This window comes from Spirillospora sp. NPDC029432 (assembly GCF_040703975.1).
Lineage (GTDB): Bacteria > Actinomycetota > Actinomycetes > Streptosporangiales > Streptosporangiaceae > Spirillospora.
In genome coordinates this window covers 26,119-46,307 of the sequence record NZ_JBEZWH010000063.1, presented here as the reverse complement: position 1 = coordinate 46,307, position 20,189 = coordinate 26,119, and the positions used below count along the sequence as shown (strand labels likewise).

Annotated in this window: 18 protein-coding genes; 9 read left to right on the top strand and 9 right to left on the bottom strand. The window is 72.5% G+C overall.

Features of this window, described 5'->3' with window-relative positions; translation table 11 throughout:
* Positions 1–159: 159 nt before the first annotated feature.
* Together tal and tkt are read right to left on the bottom strand one after the other, a co-directional pair.
* Positions 160–1,299: a transaldolase gene (gene tal, locus AB0881_RS33445; RefSeq protein WP_366623494.1), complete on the bottom strand. Its 1,140-nt coding sequence runs from the start codon at positions 1,297–1,299 to the stop codon at positions 160–162.
* An 85-nt stretch (positions 1,300–1,384) separates the two neighbouring features.
* Positions 1,385–3,508, bottom strand: a complete 2,124-nt coding sequence (gene tkt / locus AB0881_RS33440; protein ID WP_366623492.1) for a transketolase — start codon at positions 3,506–3,508, stop codon at positions 1,385–1,387.
* A gap of 506 nt (positions 3,509–4,014) precedes the next feature.
* On the opposite strand from tkt, the gene AB0881_RS33435 reads away from it, so the two are divergent.
* From AB0881_RS33435 to AB0881_RS33425, 3 genes are read left to right on the top strand one after another with little or no spacing between them, the layout of a single operon-like run.
* Entirely contained in the window at positions 4,015–5,001 is a 987-nt protein-coding gene (locus AB0881_RS33435; RefSeq protein WP_366623490.1) for a heme o synthase, read from the top strand.
* A 52-nt stretch (positions 5,002–5,053) separates the two neighbouring features.
* Complete coding sequence (locus tag AB0881_RS33430; protein ID WP_366623488.1) at positions 5,054–6,250, top strand: PrsW family intramembrane metalloprotease; 1,197 nt, start codon at positions 5,054–5,056, stop codon at positions 6,248–6,250.
* Between the two features lie 48 nt (positions 6,251–6,298).
* On the top strand, positions 6,299–7,273 hold the full coding sequence (locus AB0881_RS33425) for a COX15/CtaA family protein (protein WP_366623486.1): 975 nt from the start codon (positions 6,299–6,301) through the stop codon (positions 7,271–7,273).
* Positions 7,274–7,316: 43 nt separating this feature from the next.
* Here AB0881_RS33425 and AB0881_RS33420 read toward each other — a convergent pair whose 3' ends face one another.
* On the bottom strand, positions 7,317–8,603 hold the full coding sequence (locus AB0881_RS33420) for an ArsB/NhaD family transporter (protein WP_366623484.1): 1,287 nt from the start codon (positions 8,601–8,603) through the stop codon (positions 7,317–7,319).
* Between the two features lie 64 nt (positions 8,604–8,667).
* A complete protein-coding gene (locus tag AB0881_RS33415) occupies positions 8,668–9,126 on the bottom strand; it encodes a CBS domain-containing protein (RefSeq protein ID WP_366623482.1) in 459 nt (152 codons plus the stop codon).
* A 679-nt stretch (positions 9,127–9,805) separates the two neighbouring features.
* Here AB0881_RS33415 and AB0881_RS33410 point away from each other — a divergent pair.
* Positions 9,806–10,399, top strand: coding sequence for an SPFH domain-containing protein (locus tag AB0881_RS33410; RefSeq protein ID WP_366623480.1), 594 nt, complete (start codon positions 9,806–9,808; stop codon positions 10,397–10,399).
* Between the two features lie 28 nt (positions 10,400–10,427).
* Here the strand turns inward: AB0881_RS33410 and polX are convergent, their stop codons facing one another.
* From polX to AB0881_RS33385, 5 genes are all read right to left on the bottom strand, one after another.
* Positions 10,428–12,149, bottom strand: a complete 1,722-nt coding sequence (polX, locus tag AB0881_RS33405) for a DNA polymerase/3'-5' exonuclease PolX (protein WP_366623478.1) — start codon at positions 12,147–12,149, stop codon at positions 10,428–10,430.
* Between the two features lie 40 nt (positions 12,150–12,189).
* Positions 12,190–13,032 carry a proteasome subunit beta gene (prcB, locus tag AB0881_RS33400; RefSeq protein WP_366623498.1) on the bottom strand — a complete coding sequence of 281 codons (843 nt, stop codon included), beginning with the start codon at positions 13,030–13,032 and terminating at the stop codon, positions 12,190–12,192.
* An 86-nt stretch (positions 13,033–13,118) separates the two neighbouring features.
* A complete protein-coding gene (locus AB0881_RS33395; RefSeq protein WP_366623476.1) occupies positions 13,119–14,051 on the bottom strand; it encodes an EamA family transporter in 933 nt (310 codons plus the stop codon).
* 3 nt (positions 14,052–14,054) lie between these two features.
* Positions 14,055–14,822 (bottom strand): ABC transporter permease, encoded by a 768-nt coding sequence (locus tag AB0881_RS33390; protein ID WP_366623474.1) that lies wholly within the window; start codon positions 14,820–14,822, stop codon positions 14,055–14,057.
* 73 nt (positions 14,823–14,895) lie between these two features.
* Positions 14,896–15,831 (bottom strand): ABC transporter ATP-binding protein, encoded by a 936-nt coding sequence (locus AB0881_RS33385; protein ID WP_366623472.1) that lies wholly within the window; start codon positions 15,829–15,831, stop codon positions 14,896–14,898.
* A gap of 246 nt (positions 15,832–16,077) precedes the next feature.
* On the opposite strand from AB0881_RS33385, the gene AB0881_RS33380 reads away from it, so the two are divergent.
* From AB0881_RS33380 to AB0881_RS33360, 5 genes are all read left to right on the top strand, one after another.
* On the top strand, positions 16,078–16,404 hold the full coding sequence (locus AB0881_RS33380; RefSeq protein ID WP_366623470.1) for a hypothetical protein: 327 nt from the start codon (positions 16,078–16,080) through the stop codon (positions 16,402–16,404).
* A 133-nt stretch (positions 16,405–16,537) separates the two neighbouring features.
* The gene (locus AB0881_RS33375) at positions 16,538–17,320 is read left to right on the top strand and encodes a metalloregulator ArsR/SmtB family transcription factor (RefSeq protein ID WP_366623468.1); all 783 of its coding nucleotides are present in this window, start codon (positions 16,538–16,540) and stop codon (positions 17,318–17,320) included.
* Entirely contained in the window at positions 17,317–18,729 is a 1,413-nt protein-coding gene (gene sufB / locus AB0881_RS33370; protein WP_366623466.1) for a Fe-S cluster assembly protein SufB, read from the top strand. Before AB0881_RS33375 ends, sufB begins: the two co-directional genes overlap by 4 nt.
* On the top strand, positions 18,729–19,868 hold the full coding sequence (gene sufD, locus AB0881_RS33365) for a Fe-S cluster assembly protein SufD (protein WP_366623464.1): 1,140 nt from the start codon (positions 18,729–18,731) through the stop codon (positions 19,866–19,868). The genes sufB and sufD overlap by 1 nt, the downstream gene beginning before the upstream one ends.
* Entirely contained in the window at positions 19,865–20,182 is a 318-nt protein-coding gene (locus tag AB0881_RS33360) for a non-heme iron oxygenase ferredoxin subunit (protein ID WP_366623462.1), read from the top strand. Before sufD ends, AB0881_RS33360 begins: the two co-directional genes overlap by 4 nt.
* Positions 20,183–20,189 lie beyond the last annotated feature (7 nt).

The window sequence follows — 20,189 nt, the reverse complement described above, 5'->3', positions numbered from 1 at the left end:
CGGCGGTCGCGGCGGCGTCCGGCCCCCACAGGCCCGGCGCCGCCGAGGCGAGCCGGCCGGGGACGCCGTCGGAGACGAGCCGCTCCAGCACGCTCTCGCTCTCGTGGACGGCGCCGCCGCGGAGGGTGACCGACGCCCCGCCGGCGGTCACCACGGACGTCATGCGGCGCCCTCCTTGGGGCCGCCCTTCGCCCCGCCCTTGTCGCGCAGCTCGTCGGCGATGGTGCCGAGCAGCTCGTTCCAGGACGCCTCGAACTTCTCGACGCCCTCGTCCTCCAGGACCCGGACCACGTCGTCGTAGTCGACGCCGGCGTCCTTGAGGGCGGCCATGTGGGCGCGTGCCTCGTCGTAGAACGCGCGCACGGTGTCGCCGGTCACCTCCGCGTGGTCGGCGGCGGCGTCCAGCGTCGCCTCCGGCATCGTGTTGACGGTGCCGGGCGCGACGAGCTGGTCGACGTACAGCGTGTCGGGCAGGTTCGGGTCCTTGACGCCGGTGGACGCCCACAGCGGGCGCTGCGGGCGGGCGCCGGCGTTCTTGAGGGACGTCCAGCGGTCGGTGCCGAACTTCTCCTCGTACAGCGCGTACGCGAGCCGCGCGTTGGCGACGCCGGCCTTGGACCGCAGCCCCTTCGCCGACTCCGACCCGATCTTGTCGAGCCGCTTGTCGATCTCGGTGTCGACCCGGCTGACGAAGAACGAGGCCACCGAGGCGATCGTGGTCAGGTCGACGCCGTTGTCGCGGGCCCGCTCCAGGCCCTCGAAGAACGCGTCGATGACCTGCCCGTACCGCTCCAGCGAGAAGATCAGCGTCACGTTCACGCTGATCCCCTCCGACAGCGCCTGGCTGATCGCCGGCAGCCCCTCCTCGGTCGCCGGGATCTTGATGAACAGGTTGGGCCGGTCCACCAGCCACCACAGCGCCCGCGCCTCGGCGGCGGTGCGCTCGGAGTCGCGGGCCAGCCGCGGGTCCACCTCGATCGACACCCGGCCGTCGAGCCGGTCGGTGCGCTCGTAGACCGGGCGCAGCACGTCGCAGCCCCAGCGGATGTCGTAGGTGGTGATCGCGCGGGACGCCTCCTCGACGTCCACCTCGCGCACCGCCAGGTCGCGGACCTGGGCGTCGTAGGCTGTGCCCTTGCTCAGCGCCTTGGCGAAGATGGTGGGGTTGGAGGTGACCCCCACCACGTTCCGCTCCTTGACCAGCTGCTCCAGGTTGCCCGTCCGCAGCCGCTCCCGGCTGATGTCGTCGAGCCAGATCGACACGCCTTCGCCGGAGAGCTTGTTCAGGTTCTCGGTCATCGCATTTCTCCTCGTCGAGTTCGCGGGGGGACGGCTACGGGCCGGAGACCGCCGGGCGGCGGGAGACCGCCGCCCGGCGGCCGTGTCAGTTGCCGGTGGTCTCGCCCCGCCCGGCACCGCGCACCCCGGCCTTGATGAGGCTGGCGTGGGCGGCGGCCACCACCCGTTCGGCGGTGAGGCCGAACTGCTGGTACAGGGTCTTGTAGTCGGCCGAGGCGCCGAAGTGCTCCAGGCTCACCGACTCGCCGGCGTCGCCGACGTAGCCGCGCCAGCCCAGCGCGATCCCGGCCTCGACCGACACGCGGGCGCGCACCGACGGCGGCAGGACCTGCTGCCGGTACGCGTCGTCCTGCTGCTCGAACCACTCCACGCACGGCATCGACACCACCCGCGTGGGGGTGCCCTCGGCCTCCAGCGTCTCGCGGGCCTCCAGGGCCAGCGCCACCTCGCTGCCGGTCGCGATCAGGATCAGCTCGGGACGGCCGTTGCCGGCGTCCGCGAGCACGTACCCGCCGCGCGGCGTGCACTCGGCCGGGCCTAGCGAGGAGCGGTCCAGCGTGGGCAGCTTCTGCCGGGTCAGGGCCAGGCCCGCCGGGCGGTCGCCGTGCTCCAGGATGGTCCGCCACGCCCACGCCGTCTCGTTGGCGTCGGCGGGGCGCACCACGTCCAGGCCCGGGATCGCGCGCAGCGCCCACAGGTGCTCGACCGGCTGGTGCGTCGGGCCGTCCTCGCCCAGGCCGATCGAGTCGTGCGTCCAGACGAACGTCACCGGCAGCTTCATCAGCGCCGCCAGCCGCACCGCCGGCCGCATGTAGTCGCTGAAGACCAGGAACGTGCCGCCGTACGGGCGGGTGCCGCCGTGCAGCGCGATGCCGTTGCAGATCGCGCCCATGGCGTGCTCGCGCACCCCGAAGTGCAGGGTGCGGCCGTACCGGTGCCCGGGGAACTCCTTGGTCTGGAACTCCTCGGGGATGAACGACGGCTCGCCCTTCATCGTGGTGTTGTTGCTCTCGGCCAGGTCGGCCGAGCCGCCCCACAGCTCCGGCAGCACGCCCGCCAGGGCGCCCAGGACCTGCCCGGACGCGGCACGGGTGGCGATGTCCTTGCCGGCCTCGAAGTCCGGCACGGCGCCGGCCCAGCCGTCGGGCAGCCGGCGCGCGGAGATCCGGTCGAACTCGGCGGCGCGCTCGGCGTTCGCCTCGCGCCACGCCCGGTACGACTTGTCCCACTCGGCGTGCAGCGCGCGGCCGCGGTCGGCGACCTCGCGGGCGTGGGCCAGCACGTCGTCGGCCACGTCGAACGACTTGGCCGGGTCCAGGCCCAGCACCTTCTTGGTGGCGGCGACCTCGTCGGCGCCCAGCGCGGAGCCGTGGATCTTGCCGGTGTTCTTCTTGTTCGGCGCGGGCCAGCCGATGATCGTGCGGAGCGCGATGAACGAGGGCCGCTCGGTCTCGGCCTTCGCGGCCTCGAACGCGGCGGCCAGCGCGGCGGCGTTCTCCTCGTAGTCGCCGTTCACCGTCCAGTCGACCTCGTGGACGTCCCAGCCGTACGCGGCGTAGCGGGCGCGGACGTCCTCCGACAGCGCGATCGCGGTGTCGTCCTCGATCGAGATGTGGTTGTCGTCGTACAGCAGCACCAGGTTGCCCAGCTTCTGGTGCCCGGCCAGCGCCGACGCCTCGTGGCTGATGCCCTCCTCGATGTCGCCGTCGGAGCAGAACGCCCAGATGGTGTGGTCGAAGGGGGACTCGCCGGGGGCGGCGTCGGGGTCGAACAGGCCGCGCTCGCGGCGGGCCGCCATCGCCATGCCCACGGCGTTGGCGATGCCCTGCCCCAGCGGGCCGGTGGTGGTCTCCACGCCCGCGGTGTGCCCGTGCTCGGGGTGGCCCGGCGTCAGGCTGCCCCACTTGCGCAGCGCCTTGAGGTCGTCCAGCGTCAGGGGGTAGCCCGACAGGTACAGCTGGATGTAGAGCGTCAGGCTCGAGTGCCCGCAGGACAGGACGAACCGGTCGCGGCCCGCCCAGGACGGGTCCGTCGGGTCGTGCCGAAGGAACCGCTGGAAGAGCAGGTAGGCGGCGGGCGCCAGGCTCATCGCCGTCCCGGGGTGGCCCGAGCCGGCCTCCTCGACCGCGTCCATGGCGAGGGCGCGGACAACGTCCACCGCCCGCCGGTCCAGGTCGGACCATTCAAACGTGCTGATGTCCCCAGTCACGGAACGCCAGGCTCCTCTCGAACCGAAATCTCGTTATATGTGCGGCTACGTGCCCGGGGCAGGTCCCAGTTCAGCCCGTGAACCCCGATCGCCCCGTGCCCGGCCGCCCTGCGCGGCCCGGTGAAGATCATGACCTGCCCTTCCCGAGCCTATCGAACGGGGCGCCCGCCGCCGGTGACCCTCGGACGGTCCTCGGCGAGCCGCCCGGCGGGCGCGCGCCCCCGGGCCTTCACCGACCCCTGGACGACCCTTGCCCGAACGTTTTCCCCGCTAACCCCCCGCCCGGGTGAACCCCCGGGGGAACCGCCGGCCACCCGCCCGCCACGGCTCCAGCGCGCCCGGGCGGCCCCGGTGCGTGACCTCGGGAGGGGGCGGACTACAGTGAACCCGCGGTTCGAAAGCACATGGCCGCAGCAGATACGCCGATCCGAGGTGCGGCCAAATCGCGCGGGGGCACCGCCGAGGTGGACGCGATTTCTCTTGCCTAGTTGGACGTGGACCCGATTGTGACGGTGCTCAGTAACAAGCTCGCCATCGAGCTCGACGACGAGGTGCCGGCGGCACCGCCGCCGCCCCCCGCGGGCCCGGAGCGGCCGGCCGGGCGGCGCCCGTTCGGCGCGCTCGTCCGCGCCTACGTGGCGCTGACCAAGCCGCGCGTGATCGAGCTGCTGCTGATCACGACGCTGCCGGTGATGTTCCTGGCGGCCGGGGGAGTGCCGCCGCTCGGGACCGCGCTGGCCACGCTGGCCTTCGGCACGCTGTCGGCCGGCGCCGCGAACGCGATCAACTGCTACATCGACCGCGACATCGACGCCAAGATGCGCCGGACCCGCCGCCGCCCGCTGGCCCGGGCCCAGGTCAGCCCGACCGAGGCGCTGGTCTTCGGGGTGGTGCTGGCCGCCGCGTCCACCGCCGGGTTCGCGCTGGCGGTCAACGTCGTCGCCGCGGCCATGTCGCTGTTCGCGATCCTCTTCTACATCTTCGTCTACTCCCTGCTGCTCAAGCGGCGGACCTCGCAGAACGTCGTGTGGGGCGGCATCGCCGGCTGCATGCCCGTGCTGATCGGCTGGTCGGCGATCACCGGGAGCCTGGCCTGGACGCCGTTCGTCCTGTTCGGCGTGGTGTTCCTGTGGACGCCGCCGCACACCTGGACGCTGGCGATGCGCTACCGCGAGGACTACGCGGTGGCCAACGTGCCGATGCTCCCGGTGGTGGCCACCGAGCGCCGGGTGATCGTGGAGAGCCTGATCTACACCTGGGCCACCGTCATCTGCTCGCTGGTCCTGTGGCCGGTCGCGGGGATGAGCCTGGTGTACGGCGCGCTCGCGATCGTGCTCGGCGCGGTCTTCCTGCTGGAGGGGCACCGCCTGCTGCGCGCCTCCATGGCGGGGCTGACCGGCGTGCACCTGCGCCCGATGCGGTTCTTCCACCTGTCGAACGTCTACCTGGCGCTGCTGTTCACCGCGGTCGCGGTCGATCCGTTCTTCACCTGACGCCCCGGCGCGGACCTTAGCGAACGGCGGCCGCGCCGGTTACGCTCGCGAAATGGCGCGTGTGGATCCGAAGGCGGTGCTCGAGGGGCGGGTCCCGGGCCGGCCCCCGATCGCTCTGATCATCGGGCTGGTGGTCACCTCGGTGTGCGCCCTGCTCGCGCTGGGCGTGGACCTGGTGTTCGGCGGCGGTGCCGGGTTCTGGCCCGGGCTGGCGCTGGCGATCGTGCCGATCCCGCTGCTGATCTCGCTGGTGCTGGCGCTGGACCGGATGGAGCCCGAGCCGCCGCGGCTGCTGGTGTTCGCGTTCATGTGGGGCGCGGGCGTGGCGATCCTGGGCGCGCTGGTCTTCAACACGCTCGGGATGCTGTACGTTACCGTCCCGGCGTTCGAGGACGAGAACAAGGCCCACTTCGTCAGCGCGACGTTCGGCGCCCCGCTGGTCGAGGAGACCCTCAAGGGCCTGTTCCTGTTCGGCGTCCTGTGGTTCCGCCGCAACGAGATCGACGGGTTCGTCGACGGGCTGATCTACGCCGCCATGGTGGGCTTCGGCTTCGCCATGATGGAGAACATCACGTACTACATGCGCGCCTACGAGGAGGGCGGCGCGCAGGGCCTCCAGGCGGTGTTCGTCCTGCGCGGCGTCGTCGCCCCGCTGAGCCACCCCCTCTTCACCTCCATGACCGGCCTCGGCGTCGCCTGGGCCGCCACCCGGCGGCACCTGCGGTTTGTCATGCCCGTCCTGGGGCTGCTGGCCGCGATGGTCCTGCACGGGCTCTGGAACGGCGCCACCTCGTTCGGGCTGGGCGGGCTCGCGGTCGTGTACGTGCTGGACTTCGGCATCCTGCTCGTGCTGGTCGTCCTGGTGTTCGTGGAGCGGCGCGCCACTGTCCGCCGGATCGAGACGTACCTGCCGATGTACGCCGCCACCGGCCTCGTCACCGCCGCGGACGTCCAGATGCTGCGCGGCATGCACGGCCGCCGCGCCGCCCGCCGCTGGGCCCGGCTGTCGGGCGGTCCCGGCGCGGCCCGCGCCATGACCGACTACCAGCTCGCCGCCACCGAGCTCGCCCTGCTGCACAAGCGCGCCGAACGCGGCCTCGCCGACCCCTGGTGGTTCGAGACGCGCCGGGACGCGCTGCTGGGGCTGATGAGCATCGCCCGGCAGGCGTTCCTGCGCACCCCGCCCCAGGCCCCGCCGCCCTGGGCGCCGCGCGGCCCGTCCGGGTTCATGCCGCCGCCGCACCACTGACCGGGGGTCGGATCCGGGGTACCGGGATCCGCCCATACGATTGATGCCGTGGCTGACGGAAATCCCCTGACCCGCGTGCGCGACGCCGTCTGGCGCCCCACGCCCGCCTCGCTGCGCCTGCTCGCCCTGCTGGGCGTGCTCGGCAACGCGGGCATCATCGGCACCGGCGGCGCGGTCCGCGTCACCGAGTCCGGCCTGGGCTGCCCCGAGTGGCCCAAGTGCACCGGGGACAGCCTCGTCCCGACCGCGCATCCCGAGCACCCCGCGATCAACATGGCGATCGAGTTCGGGAACCGGATGCTGACGTTCCTGGTGCTGGCCGTGGGCGTGCTGGTGTTCGTCGCCGCGCTGCGGCTGCGCCCGCGCCGCCGCGACCTGGTGCTGCTGGCCGCCGCCCAGCCGGCCAGCGTGTTCGCGCAGGCGATCATCGGCGGCATCGTCGTGCTGACCGAGCTGCACCCGGCCTCGGTTTCGCTGCACTTCCTGGTCTCGCCCGCGCTGCTGATCTTCTGCGTGGCGCTGTGGATGCGGGCCGGCGAGGGCGACGAACCGCCGCGCCGCCTGACCGGACCGGTGCTGCGCGGCCTGAGCGTCGCCCTGTGCGCCGCCACCGCCGTCGTGCTGGTCGCGGGCACCGTCGTCACCGGCACCGGGCCGCACGCCGGCGACGCCTCGTCCCGCCGGTTCGGGTTCAACATCGAGGACGTCACCCGCGTCCACAGCCTGCTCGCCTGGGCCGCGGTCGCCCTGACGGTCGTCACGCTGGCCGCCGCCTTCAAGGCCAAGGCCCCGGCCGTGTTCCGCCGCCGCGTGCTGGTGCTGTTCGGCGTCGAGCTGGCCCAGGGCCTGATCGGGTACGTCCAGTACCTCAACGGCGTCCCCGCGCCGCTGGTCGTCCTGCACATGCTCGGCGCCGCGGTCATGTGGATCGCCGCCCTCCGGCTGGTCTTCGCGACCCGCGAGCGCGGCCCGGTCCCCGCGGCGGCCCCCGCCGGGGCGGTGCGGGAGCCCCAGCCCGCCTGACGGCGGGCCGGGGCGGTCCCCGCCGGATCCCTCCGGCGCGGCGCTAGCCGAAGTAGCGCAACATCACGTACGCCCACGCCATCAGGGTGCTCAGCACCGTGACGACGATCCCGTACCGGGTGAACTGCCAGAACGAGATCGGATGCCCCGTCCGGGCGGCGATGCCGAGCGCCACCACGTTGGCGCTGGCGGCCACGGCCGTGCCGTTGCCGCTGAAGTCGGCGCCCAGCGCGAACGCCCACCACAGCGCCTGGCCGGTGCCCGGATCGGGCGCCCCCTCGACCAGGCCCTCGACGATCGGCGCCATGGTCGCGGTGTAGGGGATGTTGTCGAAGAACGCCCCCAGCACCGCCGACCCGAAGAGCAGGCCCGTCGCCGCGGTGACGTAGTCGTTCCCGACCGTCTCGACCGCCCACTCGCCGATGTTCTCGATCACGCCGGTGTGCACCAGCCCCGAGACCATCACGAACAGGCCGCCGAAGAACACCAGCGTCGGCCACTCGACCTCGCCCATGACGTCGTCGACGTCGGCCCGGGTGACCAGGATCATCACGCCGGCGCCGACCAGCGCCACGATCGACGGATCCACGTGCAGCACCGAGTGCAGCGCGAACCCGGCCACCACCAGGGCGAGGACCGCCAGGCAGCGCGCCAGCAGCCCCGGATCGGTGATCGCGCGCCGTTCCTGGAGCGCCATCACCTCGTCGATGTGCTCGGACTCGTTCCGCAGCGCCTTGCGGAACAGCACCCGCGTCAGCAGCACGAACGCGATGAACGTGATGACCACGATCGGCGCCATGTGGATCAGGAAGTCGTTGAACGACAGTCCCGCCCGGCTGCCGATGATGATGTTCGGCGGGTCCCCGATCAGCGTGGCGGCCCCGCCGATGTTGGAGGCCAGCACCTCGGCGATCAGGTAAGGCTGGGCCGGGAACCGCAGCCGGTTGCAGACCACCACCGTCACCGGCGCCACCAGCATGATCGTGGTGACGTTGTCCAGGAACGGCGAGGCCACCGCGGTGATGACCATCAGCATCACCATCAGCCGGTACGGCCGCCCCTTCGACTTCTTGGCCGCCCAGATCGCCAGGAAGTCGAAGATCCCGGTCTGCTTGATGATGCCGACGATGATCATCATCCCGAGCAGCAGGAAGATGACGTTCCAGTCGATGCCCTCGTGCTCGGAGAAGAACACCTCGGCGCCCGGGGTGAGCCCGAGCACCGTCATCACCCCGGCGGCGATGAGGACGACCTTGACCTTGTCGGCCTTCTCGGTGGCGATGAAGAAGAACGCCACCACGAAGACGGCGAGCGCGACGACGGGGGTCACCGGCCTCGCCCCCCGCCCTGAGCGGGGACCGGCGCGGCCGCCCGTCCCGCCCGGCCGCGTCCCGCTAGGCCCCGGGGCCGGCCAGCGTCAGCCCGGCCAGCAGCCGGTCCAGCAGGACGGCCCCGGAGAGCACGCCCGCCTCGTCGATCACCGCCACCAGCGGGCTGCGCTGGCGCGCCATCAGGGACGCCACCTCCAGCAGCGTGGCGTCCCCCCGCACCGTCACCGGCCGCCCGGCCGGGCGGCCCAGGCATTCGCCGACGGTCATGTCGCCCAGCTCCTGCCAGAAGAGGTCGGCGTGCGCCTCGTCCACGATCCGGGTCAGCGCCGGATCCTGCTGGTAGGCGCCCGGTACGGCCAGCCGCAGTACCTGCGTGCCCGGCAGCACCACCCGGGGCCGGCCGCCGTCGTCGACGACGATCAGCCCCGGCAGGCGGCCCAGCGCCATCACCCGTACCGCGTGGGCGACCGGGTCGCCCATCCGCACGGTGGGCACCTGTACCGCGATGTCGCGTGCTTGCATGACGTCCTTTCGGGCCCTCACCGCATGGGATGGCATGTCCGCTCCGTCCGTTCCGGCGGCCGCCGGTCGCGCGGCCCGCCTCGCTGGTGGTGTACGGGGACCCTGATCCACTGTGGAGAACGCGCATCACGGCCCATGGCGATCGAGGCCGGGCGGCCCGCCGGGTTCCGTGCCGATGCTAATGAGCGGTATCGCCTGTGACATTGCGTCTCCTTCTCGATCTTCCTTTCCGTCAAGTCTTCGATCCGGAAGGCATGCGTCACCATTGGGCACGGCACCCATATCCACCCACGCCCACCATGCAGCCACAGGTCAACAGCCACCCGCACGGCGCCCCGTAGACGGAGCCGCGCGCACGGCGCGGCCCGCACGGGGTCACTCACATGGAGCCGCTCACATGGCGCGGCCCGCATGGGGCCGCTGGCACGGGGCCGCGCATGGGCTGCCCGCATGGCACGGTCCGCAGGGTGCGGCTCGTACGGGGCCGCCCGCACGGGCCGCTCGCATTGGCTGCTTGCTGCTGGCGCCTGGGGCGCGTTTGGAGGGGCTGCGGTGTTGGCGTTGGAACCGGTCGGGGCGGGGCGGGCGACGGCCCTTGCGCCTGGTGCATGGTGGACTCCGGTGGGAATGGGCGTTCGCCCTGATGGCGGTCGGCCGCCCGGACGGGGAGTCTGGAGGTGTGAGCGAGGTCGTGGGAACGCAACTGCAGCTGCCCGACTCGGCGGGGGCCCGGGCCGCGGCCCTCCTCGCCCTGGCGGCGTTCCTGGGGGTGCTGGCCGCCCTCGCCGGGTTCCGCCGCGTCCCCGCGAGCGAGCGCCTCGTCGTCCTGCGCTTCGGCCGGCTGCTGGAGGCCCGCGGCCCGGGCCTGCGCTACCTGCTGCCCTTCGCCGACCGGGGTCTGCGCGTCTCGATGCGCAAGGCGCCCCTCGACATCTGGTTCCGGGGCACCACGCACGACGGCGTGCCCGTACGGGTCAAGGCCCTGGCGATGCTGGGCGCCGACGACCCGGTCCGCTATGCCCTGACCGCCGACGAGCCCACCTCGGCGGCCCGCGCGGTGGCCGAGACCGCGCTCCGCTCGGTCATCGCCGAGCGCGACCTGGCCGACCTCCCGCGGATGAGGTCCGACGGCGACCCCGAGCTGCTCCACCGCGTGAACGCGGCCATCGCCCCCTGGGGCATCACGGCGGCGCTGGTCACCATCACCGAGGTCGACGCGCCCGTCCAGGCCGAGCTCCTCCGCTGGGCCGAGACCCTGAAGCCCGCCCCCTGAACGGGGCCGCCGGTGCCGTGGAGGCCGGTCAGAGGGTCTTTTCGAGGAACGTCCGGAGGCGGGGGAGGGGCCAGGTGTTGATGACGTCGTCGGGGGTCAGCCAGCCGCGCTGGGCGGTGCCGACCCCGTAGCGGATGTTGCGGTGGTGGGCCAGCGAGTGCGCGTCGGTGTCGATGGAGAACTTGACGCCGTGGTGCAGGGCCCGCCGGACCAGGTCGGCGGGCAGGTCCAGGCGGTCGGGGAACGAGTCGATCTCCATCGCGGTGCCGGTGCGGGCCGCGGCCCTGAAGACCTCGTCCCAGTCGGCGTCGACCGGCCGGCGCCGGCCCAGGGAGCGGGCGGTCGGGTGGCCGATCACGTGGACGTGCGGGTTCTCGCAGGCGCGGACGAGGCGGCGGGTCATCTCGGCCTGGTCCTGGGTGAAGTGCGAGTGGATCGACGCCACGCAGACGTCGAAGCCGGACAGGAAATCGGCGTCCCAGTCGACGTTCCCGTCCGGGTCGATGTTGAGCTCGGTGCCGTGCAGCAGCGTGAGGCCGGGGTGCTTCTCCTGGAGGGCGCGGACCCGCTCGCGCTGGGCGAGCATCTTCTCGTCGGTCATGCGCTGCATGAACAGGTTGGGCGCGTGGTCGGTGATCGCGTAGTACTCCAGGCCGCGCGCCTCGGCGGCGGCGACCATCTCCTCCAGGGTGGCGATGCCGTCGGTGAGGTCGGTGTGGGAGTGCAGGTCGCCGCGCAGGTCCTCGACGGTGACCAGGCGGGGCAGCTCGTCCTTGAGGGCGGCCTCGATCTCGCCCTGGTCCTCGCGCAGCACCGGCGGGATCCACGGCAGGCCCAGCCGGGCGTAGACCTCCTCCTCGGTCGCGGAGACGATCAGCTCGCCGGACCGGGCGTCGAACAGGCCGTACTCCGACAGCTTGAGGCCCGCGCGGACGGCGATCTCGCGGGTGCGGACGTTGTGGGCCTGCGAGCCGGTGAAGTACTGCAGGGCCGCGCCCCAGGACTCGGGCGGGATCACCCGCAGGTCCACCTGGAGGCCCTTGGTCGTACGGACCGAGGTCTTCTTGTCACCGCTCGCGATCACCTCCGCGACGAACGGCAGCGCGGTGAACGCCTCCATGATCGGGCGGGGCTCGGGGGAGGCGGCGAGGATGTCGACGTCGCCGATCGTCTCGCGCATGCGGCGCAGGGACCCGGCGTACGTGCAGCGCTCGCAGCCGGCGACGGCGGACAGGGCGGCGACGATCTCCTCGGCCAGGTCGGACGCCACGTCGATCAGCACCCGCTCGCCGGACTGCTGCATCAGCTCGATGCCGTGCAGGATGTTCTGCTCGGTCTTGGGACCGAAGCCCTTGAGCCCCTTCAGCCGGCCCGCGCCGATCGCCTCGGCCAGCTCGGCGACCGAGGCGACGCCCAGCTCCTCGTACAGCGCCAGCGCCTTCTTCGGGCCGAGCGTCGGGATCGTGGTCAGGGCGCGGACGCCCGCGGGGATCTGCGCGCGCAGCTCCTCGACCTGCCGGATCGTGCCGGTGGTGTTGTAGTCGAGGAGCTTCTTGGCGATCGCCTCGCCGACCGTCGGGATCGCGCGCAGCCCGGCCAGGTCCATCCCGGCGATGTCGTCGGGGTGCCCCGCGACCGCGCGGGCCGCCTTCTCGTACGCCCTGATCTTGAACGCGTCGCCGCCCGTGATCGAGAGCAGGTCCGCCAGTTCCTGTACGAGTGCCGCGGCCTCGTCGTTCGCCCGTGCCATACGGCGAGTCTAGGACGCGGGTACGACAGTCACGCGAAGATCATCGGAGCGGCGCGAGCGGCCCGCCGGGGCGGGTGTGCCGGCCCTCCACGACGGCCTCGGCGATGCCCGCGACCTGCGCCTCGGGCAGCCGGCGGTAGCCGTCGCCGGTGACGACCGACACCACCGGGTAGAGCCCGCGGGCGCGGTCCGGGCCGCCGGTGGCCGAGTCGTCGTCGGCCGCGTCGTACAGCGCATGGACGCAGACGGTCGCGGCGTCCTCCAGGGACAGGTCGCGCCGGTAGAGCTTCTTGAGGGCGCCGGTCGCGTACGGGGAGCCCGAGCCCTCGGCATGGAAGTCGCGGGCCTCCTGCGGCGACCCGGTGATGTCGTAGGTGTAGATCTTGCCCTCACCGGCGTCGGGGTCGTACCCGGCGAACAGCGGGACGACCGCCAGCCCCTGCATGGCCTGGGCGAGGTTGGCCTGGACGACGGCGCCGAGCCGGCGGGCCTTGCCCGGCAGCGACAGCGGCACGGTCTCCATCTTCTCGTAGTGCTCCAGCTCGACCTGGAACAGCCGGACCATCTCCAGCGCCAGCCCGACCGTCCCGGCGAACGCCACCACCGAGTGGTCGTCGGCGCGCTGCACCTTCTCCAGCTCGCGGTAGGCGATCTGGTGGCCGCGCGTGGCGCGGCGGTCGCCGGCCATCATGACGCCGCCGGGGAAGGTCAGCGCCAGCACGGTCGTCCCGTGCGGCAGGTCCAGCGCGGCGGAGTCCTCGCGGGGGACGCGGTTGACCGGCAGCGACTCGGGCGCGTGGACCCGCAGGAAGTCCACGAACGACGCCGTGCCCGCCTCGAAGTACTCGGGCGGCAGGCCCTGGTCATCTCCCCAGCCGGTCACGGCGACCCCTCTCACGCGTCCGCGGACTCCGTCCCTTCCGATCCTTCCACGCCCGGCCGCGCTTCGCACAACGCGGCCGGCCCGGGTCAGTCGGGGGCGGGCGCCTGTTTCTGCGGGCCGAGCGCGGCGCCCGCGCAGGCGACGACGACGCAGACGATCGCGACCCACTGGCGGCCGCTGAGGACCTCGTTCAGCAGGACCACGCCGACGAGGGCGGCCACGGCGGGCTCCAGGCTCATCAGGATGCCGAAGACGCGCGGGGGCATCCGCCGCAGCGCCTCCAGCTCCAGCGAGTACGGGATCACCGAGGACAGCACGCCCACGGCGACGCCCAGGAGCAGCAGCCGCGGATCGAGCAGCGCCGAGCCGCCCGCGTGCACGCCCATCGGCAGGATCGCGGCGGTGCCGACGATGCTGGCCACCGCCAGCCCGGTGGAGCCGGCGAAGCGCTGCCCGGTGGAGGCGCTGAACAGGATGTACGCGGCCCAGCAGGCGCCCGCCAGCAGCGCGAACGCGATGCCGACCGGGTCCACCTCGCCGCCGCCGCGCGCCAGCATCACCACGCCCGCCCCCGCCAGCACGGCCCACAGCAGGTCGCGGGCGCGCCGGGAGGCCACGATGGAGATCAGCAGCGGGCCGAGGAACTCGATCGTGACCGCCATGCCCAGCGGGATGCGGGAGAACGACTGGTAGATCGAGAAGTTCATCAGCGCCAGCGACAGCCCGAACCCGGCGGCGATGGCCAGGCTCTTGCGGGAGTGGTCGCGCAGCACGCTCCGCAGCGCCTTGCGGGCCAGGAACCCCAGCACGACCGCCGAGGTGAGCAGCCGCATGAGCACCATCGCGCTGGGCGGCATCTGCTCGAACAGGTGCTTGGCCACCCCGGCGCCGACCTGCAGCGACAGGATGCCCAGCAGGACCAGGGCGGGCGGCGGCACCATCCCGAACGACAGCGGCCGCACCCGCGCGGCGAATCCGCCCGGCCGGCCGTACGAGCCGGGGGCCTCAGCGAGCGCCATCGATCACTCCCACCGGAAGAAGCGCGCGGCCAGGGCCAGCCCGGCGGCGGCCCAGACGGCCAGGACCAGCAGCGGCCCGCCGGGGAAGGCGGCGCCGTCCTGCAGGACCTGGCGCAGGCCGTCGGAGAGGGCCGCGATGGGCAGCAGCTCCAGCGCCGCGGCGACCCCGGACGGGAACCGGTCCAGCGGGAACACCACGCCGCCGACGGCGAGGAGCACCACGTACACCAGGTTGGCGGCGGCCAGGGTGGCCTCCGCGCGCAGCGTCCCGGCCATGAGCAGGCCGAACCCGCTGAACGCGGCGGTGCCCAGCAGGACCAGCGCCAGCGCCGACAGCGGGTCGCCGTGCGGGCTCCAGCCCATGGCCAGGGCGACCGCGCAGATGACGGCCGCCTGCAGCGCCTCGACCGCCAGCACGGCGAGCGTCTTGGCGACGATCAGCCCGGACCGCGACAGCGGCGTGGCGCCCAGCCGCTTGAGGACGCCGTACCGGCGCTCGAAGCCGGTGCCGATGGCCTGGCCGGTGAACGCGGTGGACATCACGGCCAGCGCCAGGACGCCGGGCGCCAGGAAGTCCACCCGCGGCCCGGGGCCGAGGTCGAGCAGGGACGTGCCGCCGAACAGGGCCAGCAGCACCACCGGGATGATCAGCGTCAGCAGCAGCTGCTCGCCGTTGCGCAGGACGGCGCGCAGCTCGTACCCGGCCTGGGACAGGATCATCCGGGCCGGCGACACGGCGCCCGGCGCCGGACTGAGATCGAGCGTCGTCATGCTTCCTCCTTGTGGGGGGACGACCCCCCACACCCCCCGGCAAGTACCGTGCGTATTCCTTCGCTTCGCTCGGTCATGCGCGCAGCTCCCGTCCGGTCAGCTCCAGGAAGACGTCCTCCAGCGTGCGGCGCTCGATCCGCAGCTCCTCGGCCATGACGCCGTGCGAGGCGCACCAGGCGGTGACGGTGGCCAGCAGCTCGGGCCGCACGTCGCCCTCCACGAGGTAGTGCCCCGCCGGGGACTCCTTGGCGGCGCTGCCGACCGGGAGGGCCGACAGCAGCTCGTCCAGCCCGAGGCCGGGCCGGGCGCGGAAGCGCAGCTGGCGCTCGGCGCCGGTCAGCTCGGCCGGGCTGCCCTGGGCCACGACGGCGCCGTGGTCGACGATGACGACATGGTCGGCCAACCGCTCGGCCTCCTCCATGTAGTGGGTGGTGAGCACGACGGCCGCCCCGGCGGCGCGCAGCTCCTCGATCAGCTCCCAGGTGGAGTGGCGGGCCTGCGGGTCCAGGCCGGTGGTGGGCTCGTCCAGGAAGACCAGTTCGGGCCGCCCCACCAGGGCGACCGCGAGCGAGAGCCGCTGCTGCTGCCCGCCCGACAGGCGGCGGTACGGGGTGCGCGCGTGCTCGGTGAGGCCGAGCCGGTCCAGGAGCGCGGCGCAGTCCAGGGGGGCGGTGTGGAACGAGGCGACCAGGCGCAGGAACTCGCCGGCCCGCGCCGTGCCGGGGACGCCGCCGGACTGGGGCATCACCCCGACGCGCGGCTTGAGGGCCCGGGCGTCGGCGACCGGGTCGAGGCCCAGGACGCGCACCGTCCCCGAGTCGGCGCGGCGGAAGCCCTCGCAGATCTCGATGGCGGTCGTCTTGCCCGCGCCGTTGGGCCCGAGCAGCGCGGTGACCGCGCCCCGGGCGGCGGTGAAGGTGAGCCCGTCCACGGCGGTCTTCGCGCCGTACCGCTTGACCAGATCCGCGAGCTCGACCGCGCTGTCTTCCCCCGGGGGTGCCACTGCCATGGATCCGAGTTTAGGTCCGCCCGGCGGCGGCTCCGGCCCCGGCGGGGCCGTTGCGGGGAAGTGCCCGGTGACCTGCGGTGATCCAGGTCACGGTAAGGAAGTGGTCAAGAATTTGGACAGCTGGCACAAAAGCGCATAAACCAATGTTTGAAACGGGGTCGTAGCGCGCCCGGCCGCCGCCTGCGCGTACGGCTTCTTCTGGTTTCTTCCCGCTTCTGCTTCGAACGGACACGCTCTGGGGGACACATGCCGCTGTCGGCGAACGAGATCCGGACGCTGAACGAACTCGCCCGGCTGACCGCCGAGGAGGATCCCGACTACGTCCGGCGCCTCATGACGCACGGCGCGCCCGTGCGCGGCGCCCGCCGGCGCGCACCCCGGGCGTCCTTCCGCGTCCCCACCTTCCGCGACGTGCTGCGCGGCCTCCGCTCGGCGCGGCGTGTGCTGCTGCCGCTCCTGCTCGTGGGCGCGGTCCTGGCCGGCGGCGTCGTGGGGGCGTCCATCATCGCCATGAACAGCGGCGACGTCGCGCACGTCCGGCCCGACGGCCCGGACGCCCGCCTGCAGCCCTGAACGCCCGGAATCCGGACGGACCGCACCAAAGATCGAAAACACGTCTTCGCAGCTTAGGTAAGGCTTACCTGCGTGAGCCACGACATTCCGGAACCCGTTGGTTACCGGGAAGGAATTACGGCACACTGATGTTGTGAAAAACGTGAGCGAGCAGACGAGGATCGGGGTGACCGAGCGCGACACCCGTGCCCGGGTGGCCCGGCTCGTCCTCGAGCACGGTCCCATCACCGCCTCCGCGCTGGGTGACCGGGTCGGCCTCACGCCGGCCGCCATCCGGCGCCACCTGGACGCCCTCCTCGCCGAGGGCATGATCGAGATCCGGCGGGCCCGGCCGCAGCCGCGGCGCGGGCGGGGGCGGCCGGCCAAGTTCTTCGCCATCACCGACGCGGGGCGCAGCGCCTTCGTGCACGCCTACGACGACCTGGCGGGCAGCGCCCTGCGCTTCCTCGCCGAGACGGCCGGTGAGCGGGCGGTGACGGAGTTCGCGCGGCGGCAGATAGCCGACCTCGAACGCCGCTACCTGCCCGTCGTCAAGACGGCCCCGCCCCACCAGCGGGTCCGCAAGCTGGCCGAGGCGCTGTCGGGGGACGGCTACGCGGCCGCGGCCGCCAAGGGCCCCCGGCCCGGCGGCGGCGAGCAGCTGTGCCAGCACCACTGCCCGGTCTCGCACGTCGCCGCGGAGTTCCCGCAGCTGTGCGAGGCCGAGACCGAGGCGTTCAGCCGGCTCCTGGGCACCCCCGTCCAGCGGCTGGCGACCATCGCCCACGGCGACGGGATCTGCACCACCCACGTCAGCCCCCGCTCCCTCCGCGGAGAGGACGCGGAGGCGGCGGACGGTCCCGCCCCGGGCACGGACGGCCCGGTATCGATCGACGACGACATCAGCGACGAGGAGTCCGGGAGGACCTCCCTATGACTACGGCAGCCCACCCGGAGCTGGAAGGGCTCGACAGGTACAAGTTCGGCTGGTCGGACCCAGACACGGCCGGAGCCTCGGCCCGCCGCGGCCTGAACGAAGAGGTCGTGCGCGACATCTCCGCCAAGAAGGACGAGCCCGAATGGATGCTCGACCTCCGGCTCAAGGGGCTGCGGCTGTTCGACAAGAAGCCGATGCCCGGCTGGGGCTCGGACCTGTCCGAGATCGACTTCGACAACATCAAGTACTTCGTCCGGTCCACCGAGCAGCAGGCCGCCTCCTGGGAGGACCTGCCCGAGGACATCAAGAACACCTATGACAAGCTCGGCATCCCCGAGGCGGAGAAGCAGCGCCTGATCGCCGGCGTCGCCGCCCAGTACGAGTCCGAGGTCGTCTACCACAAGATCCGTGAGGACCTGGAGGAGAAGGGCGTCCTGTTCCTGGACACCGACACCGGGCTGCGCGAGCACCCGGAGATCTTCCAGGAGTACTTCGGCTCGGTGATCCCGGTCGGCGACAACAAGTTCGCCGCGCTGAACACCGCGGTGTGGTCGGGCGGCTCGTTCATCTACGTCCCGCCGGGCGTGCACGTGGAGATCCCGCTCCAGGCCTACTTCCGGATCAACACCGAGAACATGGGCCAGTTCGAGCGGACGCTGATCATCGCCGACGAGGGCTCGTACGTCCACTATGTCGAGGGCTGTACCGCTCCGATCTACAAGTCGGACTCGCTGCACTCGGCGGTCGTGGAGATCGTGGTGAAGAAGGACGCCCGCGTCCGCTACACCACGATCCAGAACTGGTCCAACAACGTCTACAACCTGGTGACCAAGCGCGCCGTCGCCTACGAGGGCGCGACCATGGAGTGGGTCGACGGCAACATCGGCTCCAAGGTCACCATGAAGTACCCGGCGGTCTACCTGCTCGGCGAGCACGCCAAGGGCGAGACGCTGTCGATCGCGTTCTCCGGCGAGGGCCAGCACCAGGACGCGGGCGCCAAGATGGTGCACGCGGCGCCCAACACCTCCAGCACCATCGTCTCCAAGTCGGTGGCGCGCGGCGGCGGGCGCACGTCCTACCGGGGCCTGGTCCAGATCCAGGAGGGCGCCCACCACAGCAAGTCCACGGTCAAGTGCGACGCGCTGCTGGTCGACCAGATCAGCCGGTCCGACACCTACCCGTACGTCGACGTCCGCGAGGACGACGTGGAGATGGGCCACGAGGCCACCGTCTCCAAGGTGTCGGAGGACCAGCTGTTCTACCTGATGAGCCGCGGCCTCAACGAGGACGAGGCGATGGCGATGATCGTGCGCGGCTTCGTCGAGCCGATCGCCCGCGAGCTCCCCATGGAGTACGCGCTGGAGCTCAACCGGCTCATCGAGCTGCAGATGGAAGGAGCGGTCGGCTGATGGGGCTGGAGCAGAAGCCTCTCTCGACCTTGCACGAGAAGGCCTCCTACGAGGTCGGTGACTTCGAGGTCCCCACGGGCCGCGAGGAGGAGTGGCGGTTCACCCCGCTGCGCCGGCTGCGTGGCCTGCACAACGGCACCGCCGAGGCGGACGGCAAGGTCCTGCTGGAGGTCGAGGCCGCCCCCGAGGTGACGGTCGAGACCGTCGGCCGCGACGACGCCAGGCTCGGCCGGGCGTACGTCCCGGCCGACCGGGTCGGCGCCCAGGCGTGGACCTCGTTCACCGAGGCCACGGTCGTCACCGTGCCGAAGGAGACCGTCGCCTCGCGGCCGACGATCCTGCGGCGGCGCGGCGAGGACGCCGGGGCGGCGGCCTTCGGGCACACCACCGTGATCCTGGAGCCGTTCGCCGAGGCCACCGTGGTGCTCTCGCACCGCGGCTCGGCCACGTACGCCGACAACGTCGAGTTCGTCGTCGGCGACGGCGCCCGGCTGTCGGTGATCAGCCTCCAGGACTGGGCCGACGACAGCGTGCACGTGTCGCACCAGCACGCCCGGCTGGGCCGCGACGCCCGCTTCGTGTCGCACAACGTGACGCTCGGCGGCGACCTGGTGCGGGTGTCCCCGTCGGTCGCGTACGCCCAGCCCGGCGGCGACGCCGAGCTGTACGGCGTGTACTTCGTGGACGGCGGCCAGCACCTGGAGCACCGGCTCCTGGTCGACCACAGCGTCCCGAACTGCCGCAGCCGGGTCGACTACCGGGGCGCGCTGCAGGACCGGGACGCGCACGCCGTCTGGATCGGCGACGTGATCATCCGGGCCGAGGCCGAGGGCACCGACACCTACGAGCTCAACCGCAACCTGGTGCTGACCGACGGCACCCGGGTCGACTCGGTGCCCAACCTGGAGATCCTCACCGGCGAGGTGGCCGGCGCGGGGCACGCCTCGGCGTCCGGCCGGCTGGACGACGAGCACCTGTTCTACCTGCAGGCCCGCGGCATCCCGTTCGACGACGCCCGGCGCATGGTGGTGCGGGGCTTCCTCGGGCAGCTGATCGAGCGCATCGAGGTGGACGAGGTGCGCGAGAAGGTGTCGGAGGCGATCGAGGCGGAACTGGACCGGGGGGCCCGCGCGCGATGACGTTCGTGAAGGTCTGCTCGCTCCAGGAGATCCCGGCCGACGGCGCCCTGGGCGTCGAGGTCGAGGACACGCCCGTGGCGCTGGTGCGCAGCGGCGACGGCGTGTTCGCGGTCAACGACATCTGCTCGCACGCCGAGGTGTCGCTGTCCGAGGGCGAGGTCTACGACGGCACGATCGAGTGCTGGCTGCACGGGTCCTGCTTCGACCTGCGCAGCGGCAAGCCCACCAACCCTCCGGCGACCCAGCCGGTCGCCACGTACAAGGTGAAGGTCGAGGACGGCGACGTGTACGTCTCGCTCGGCTCCCAAGACTGAGAGAACT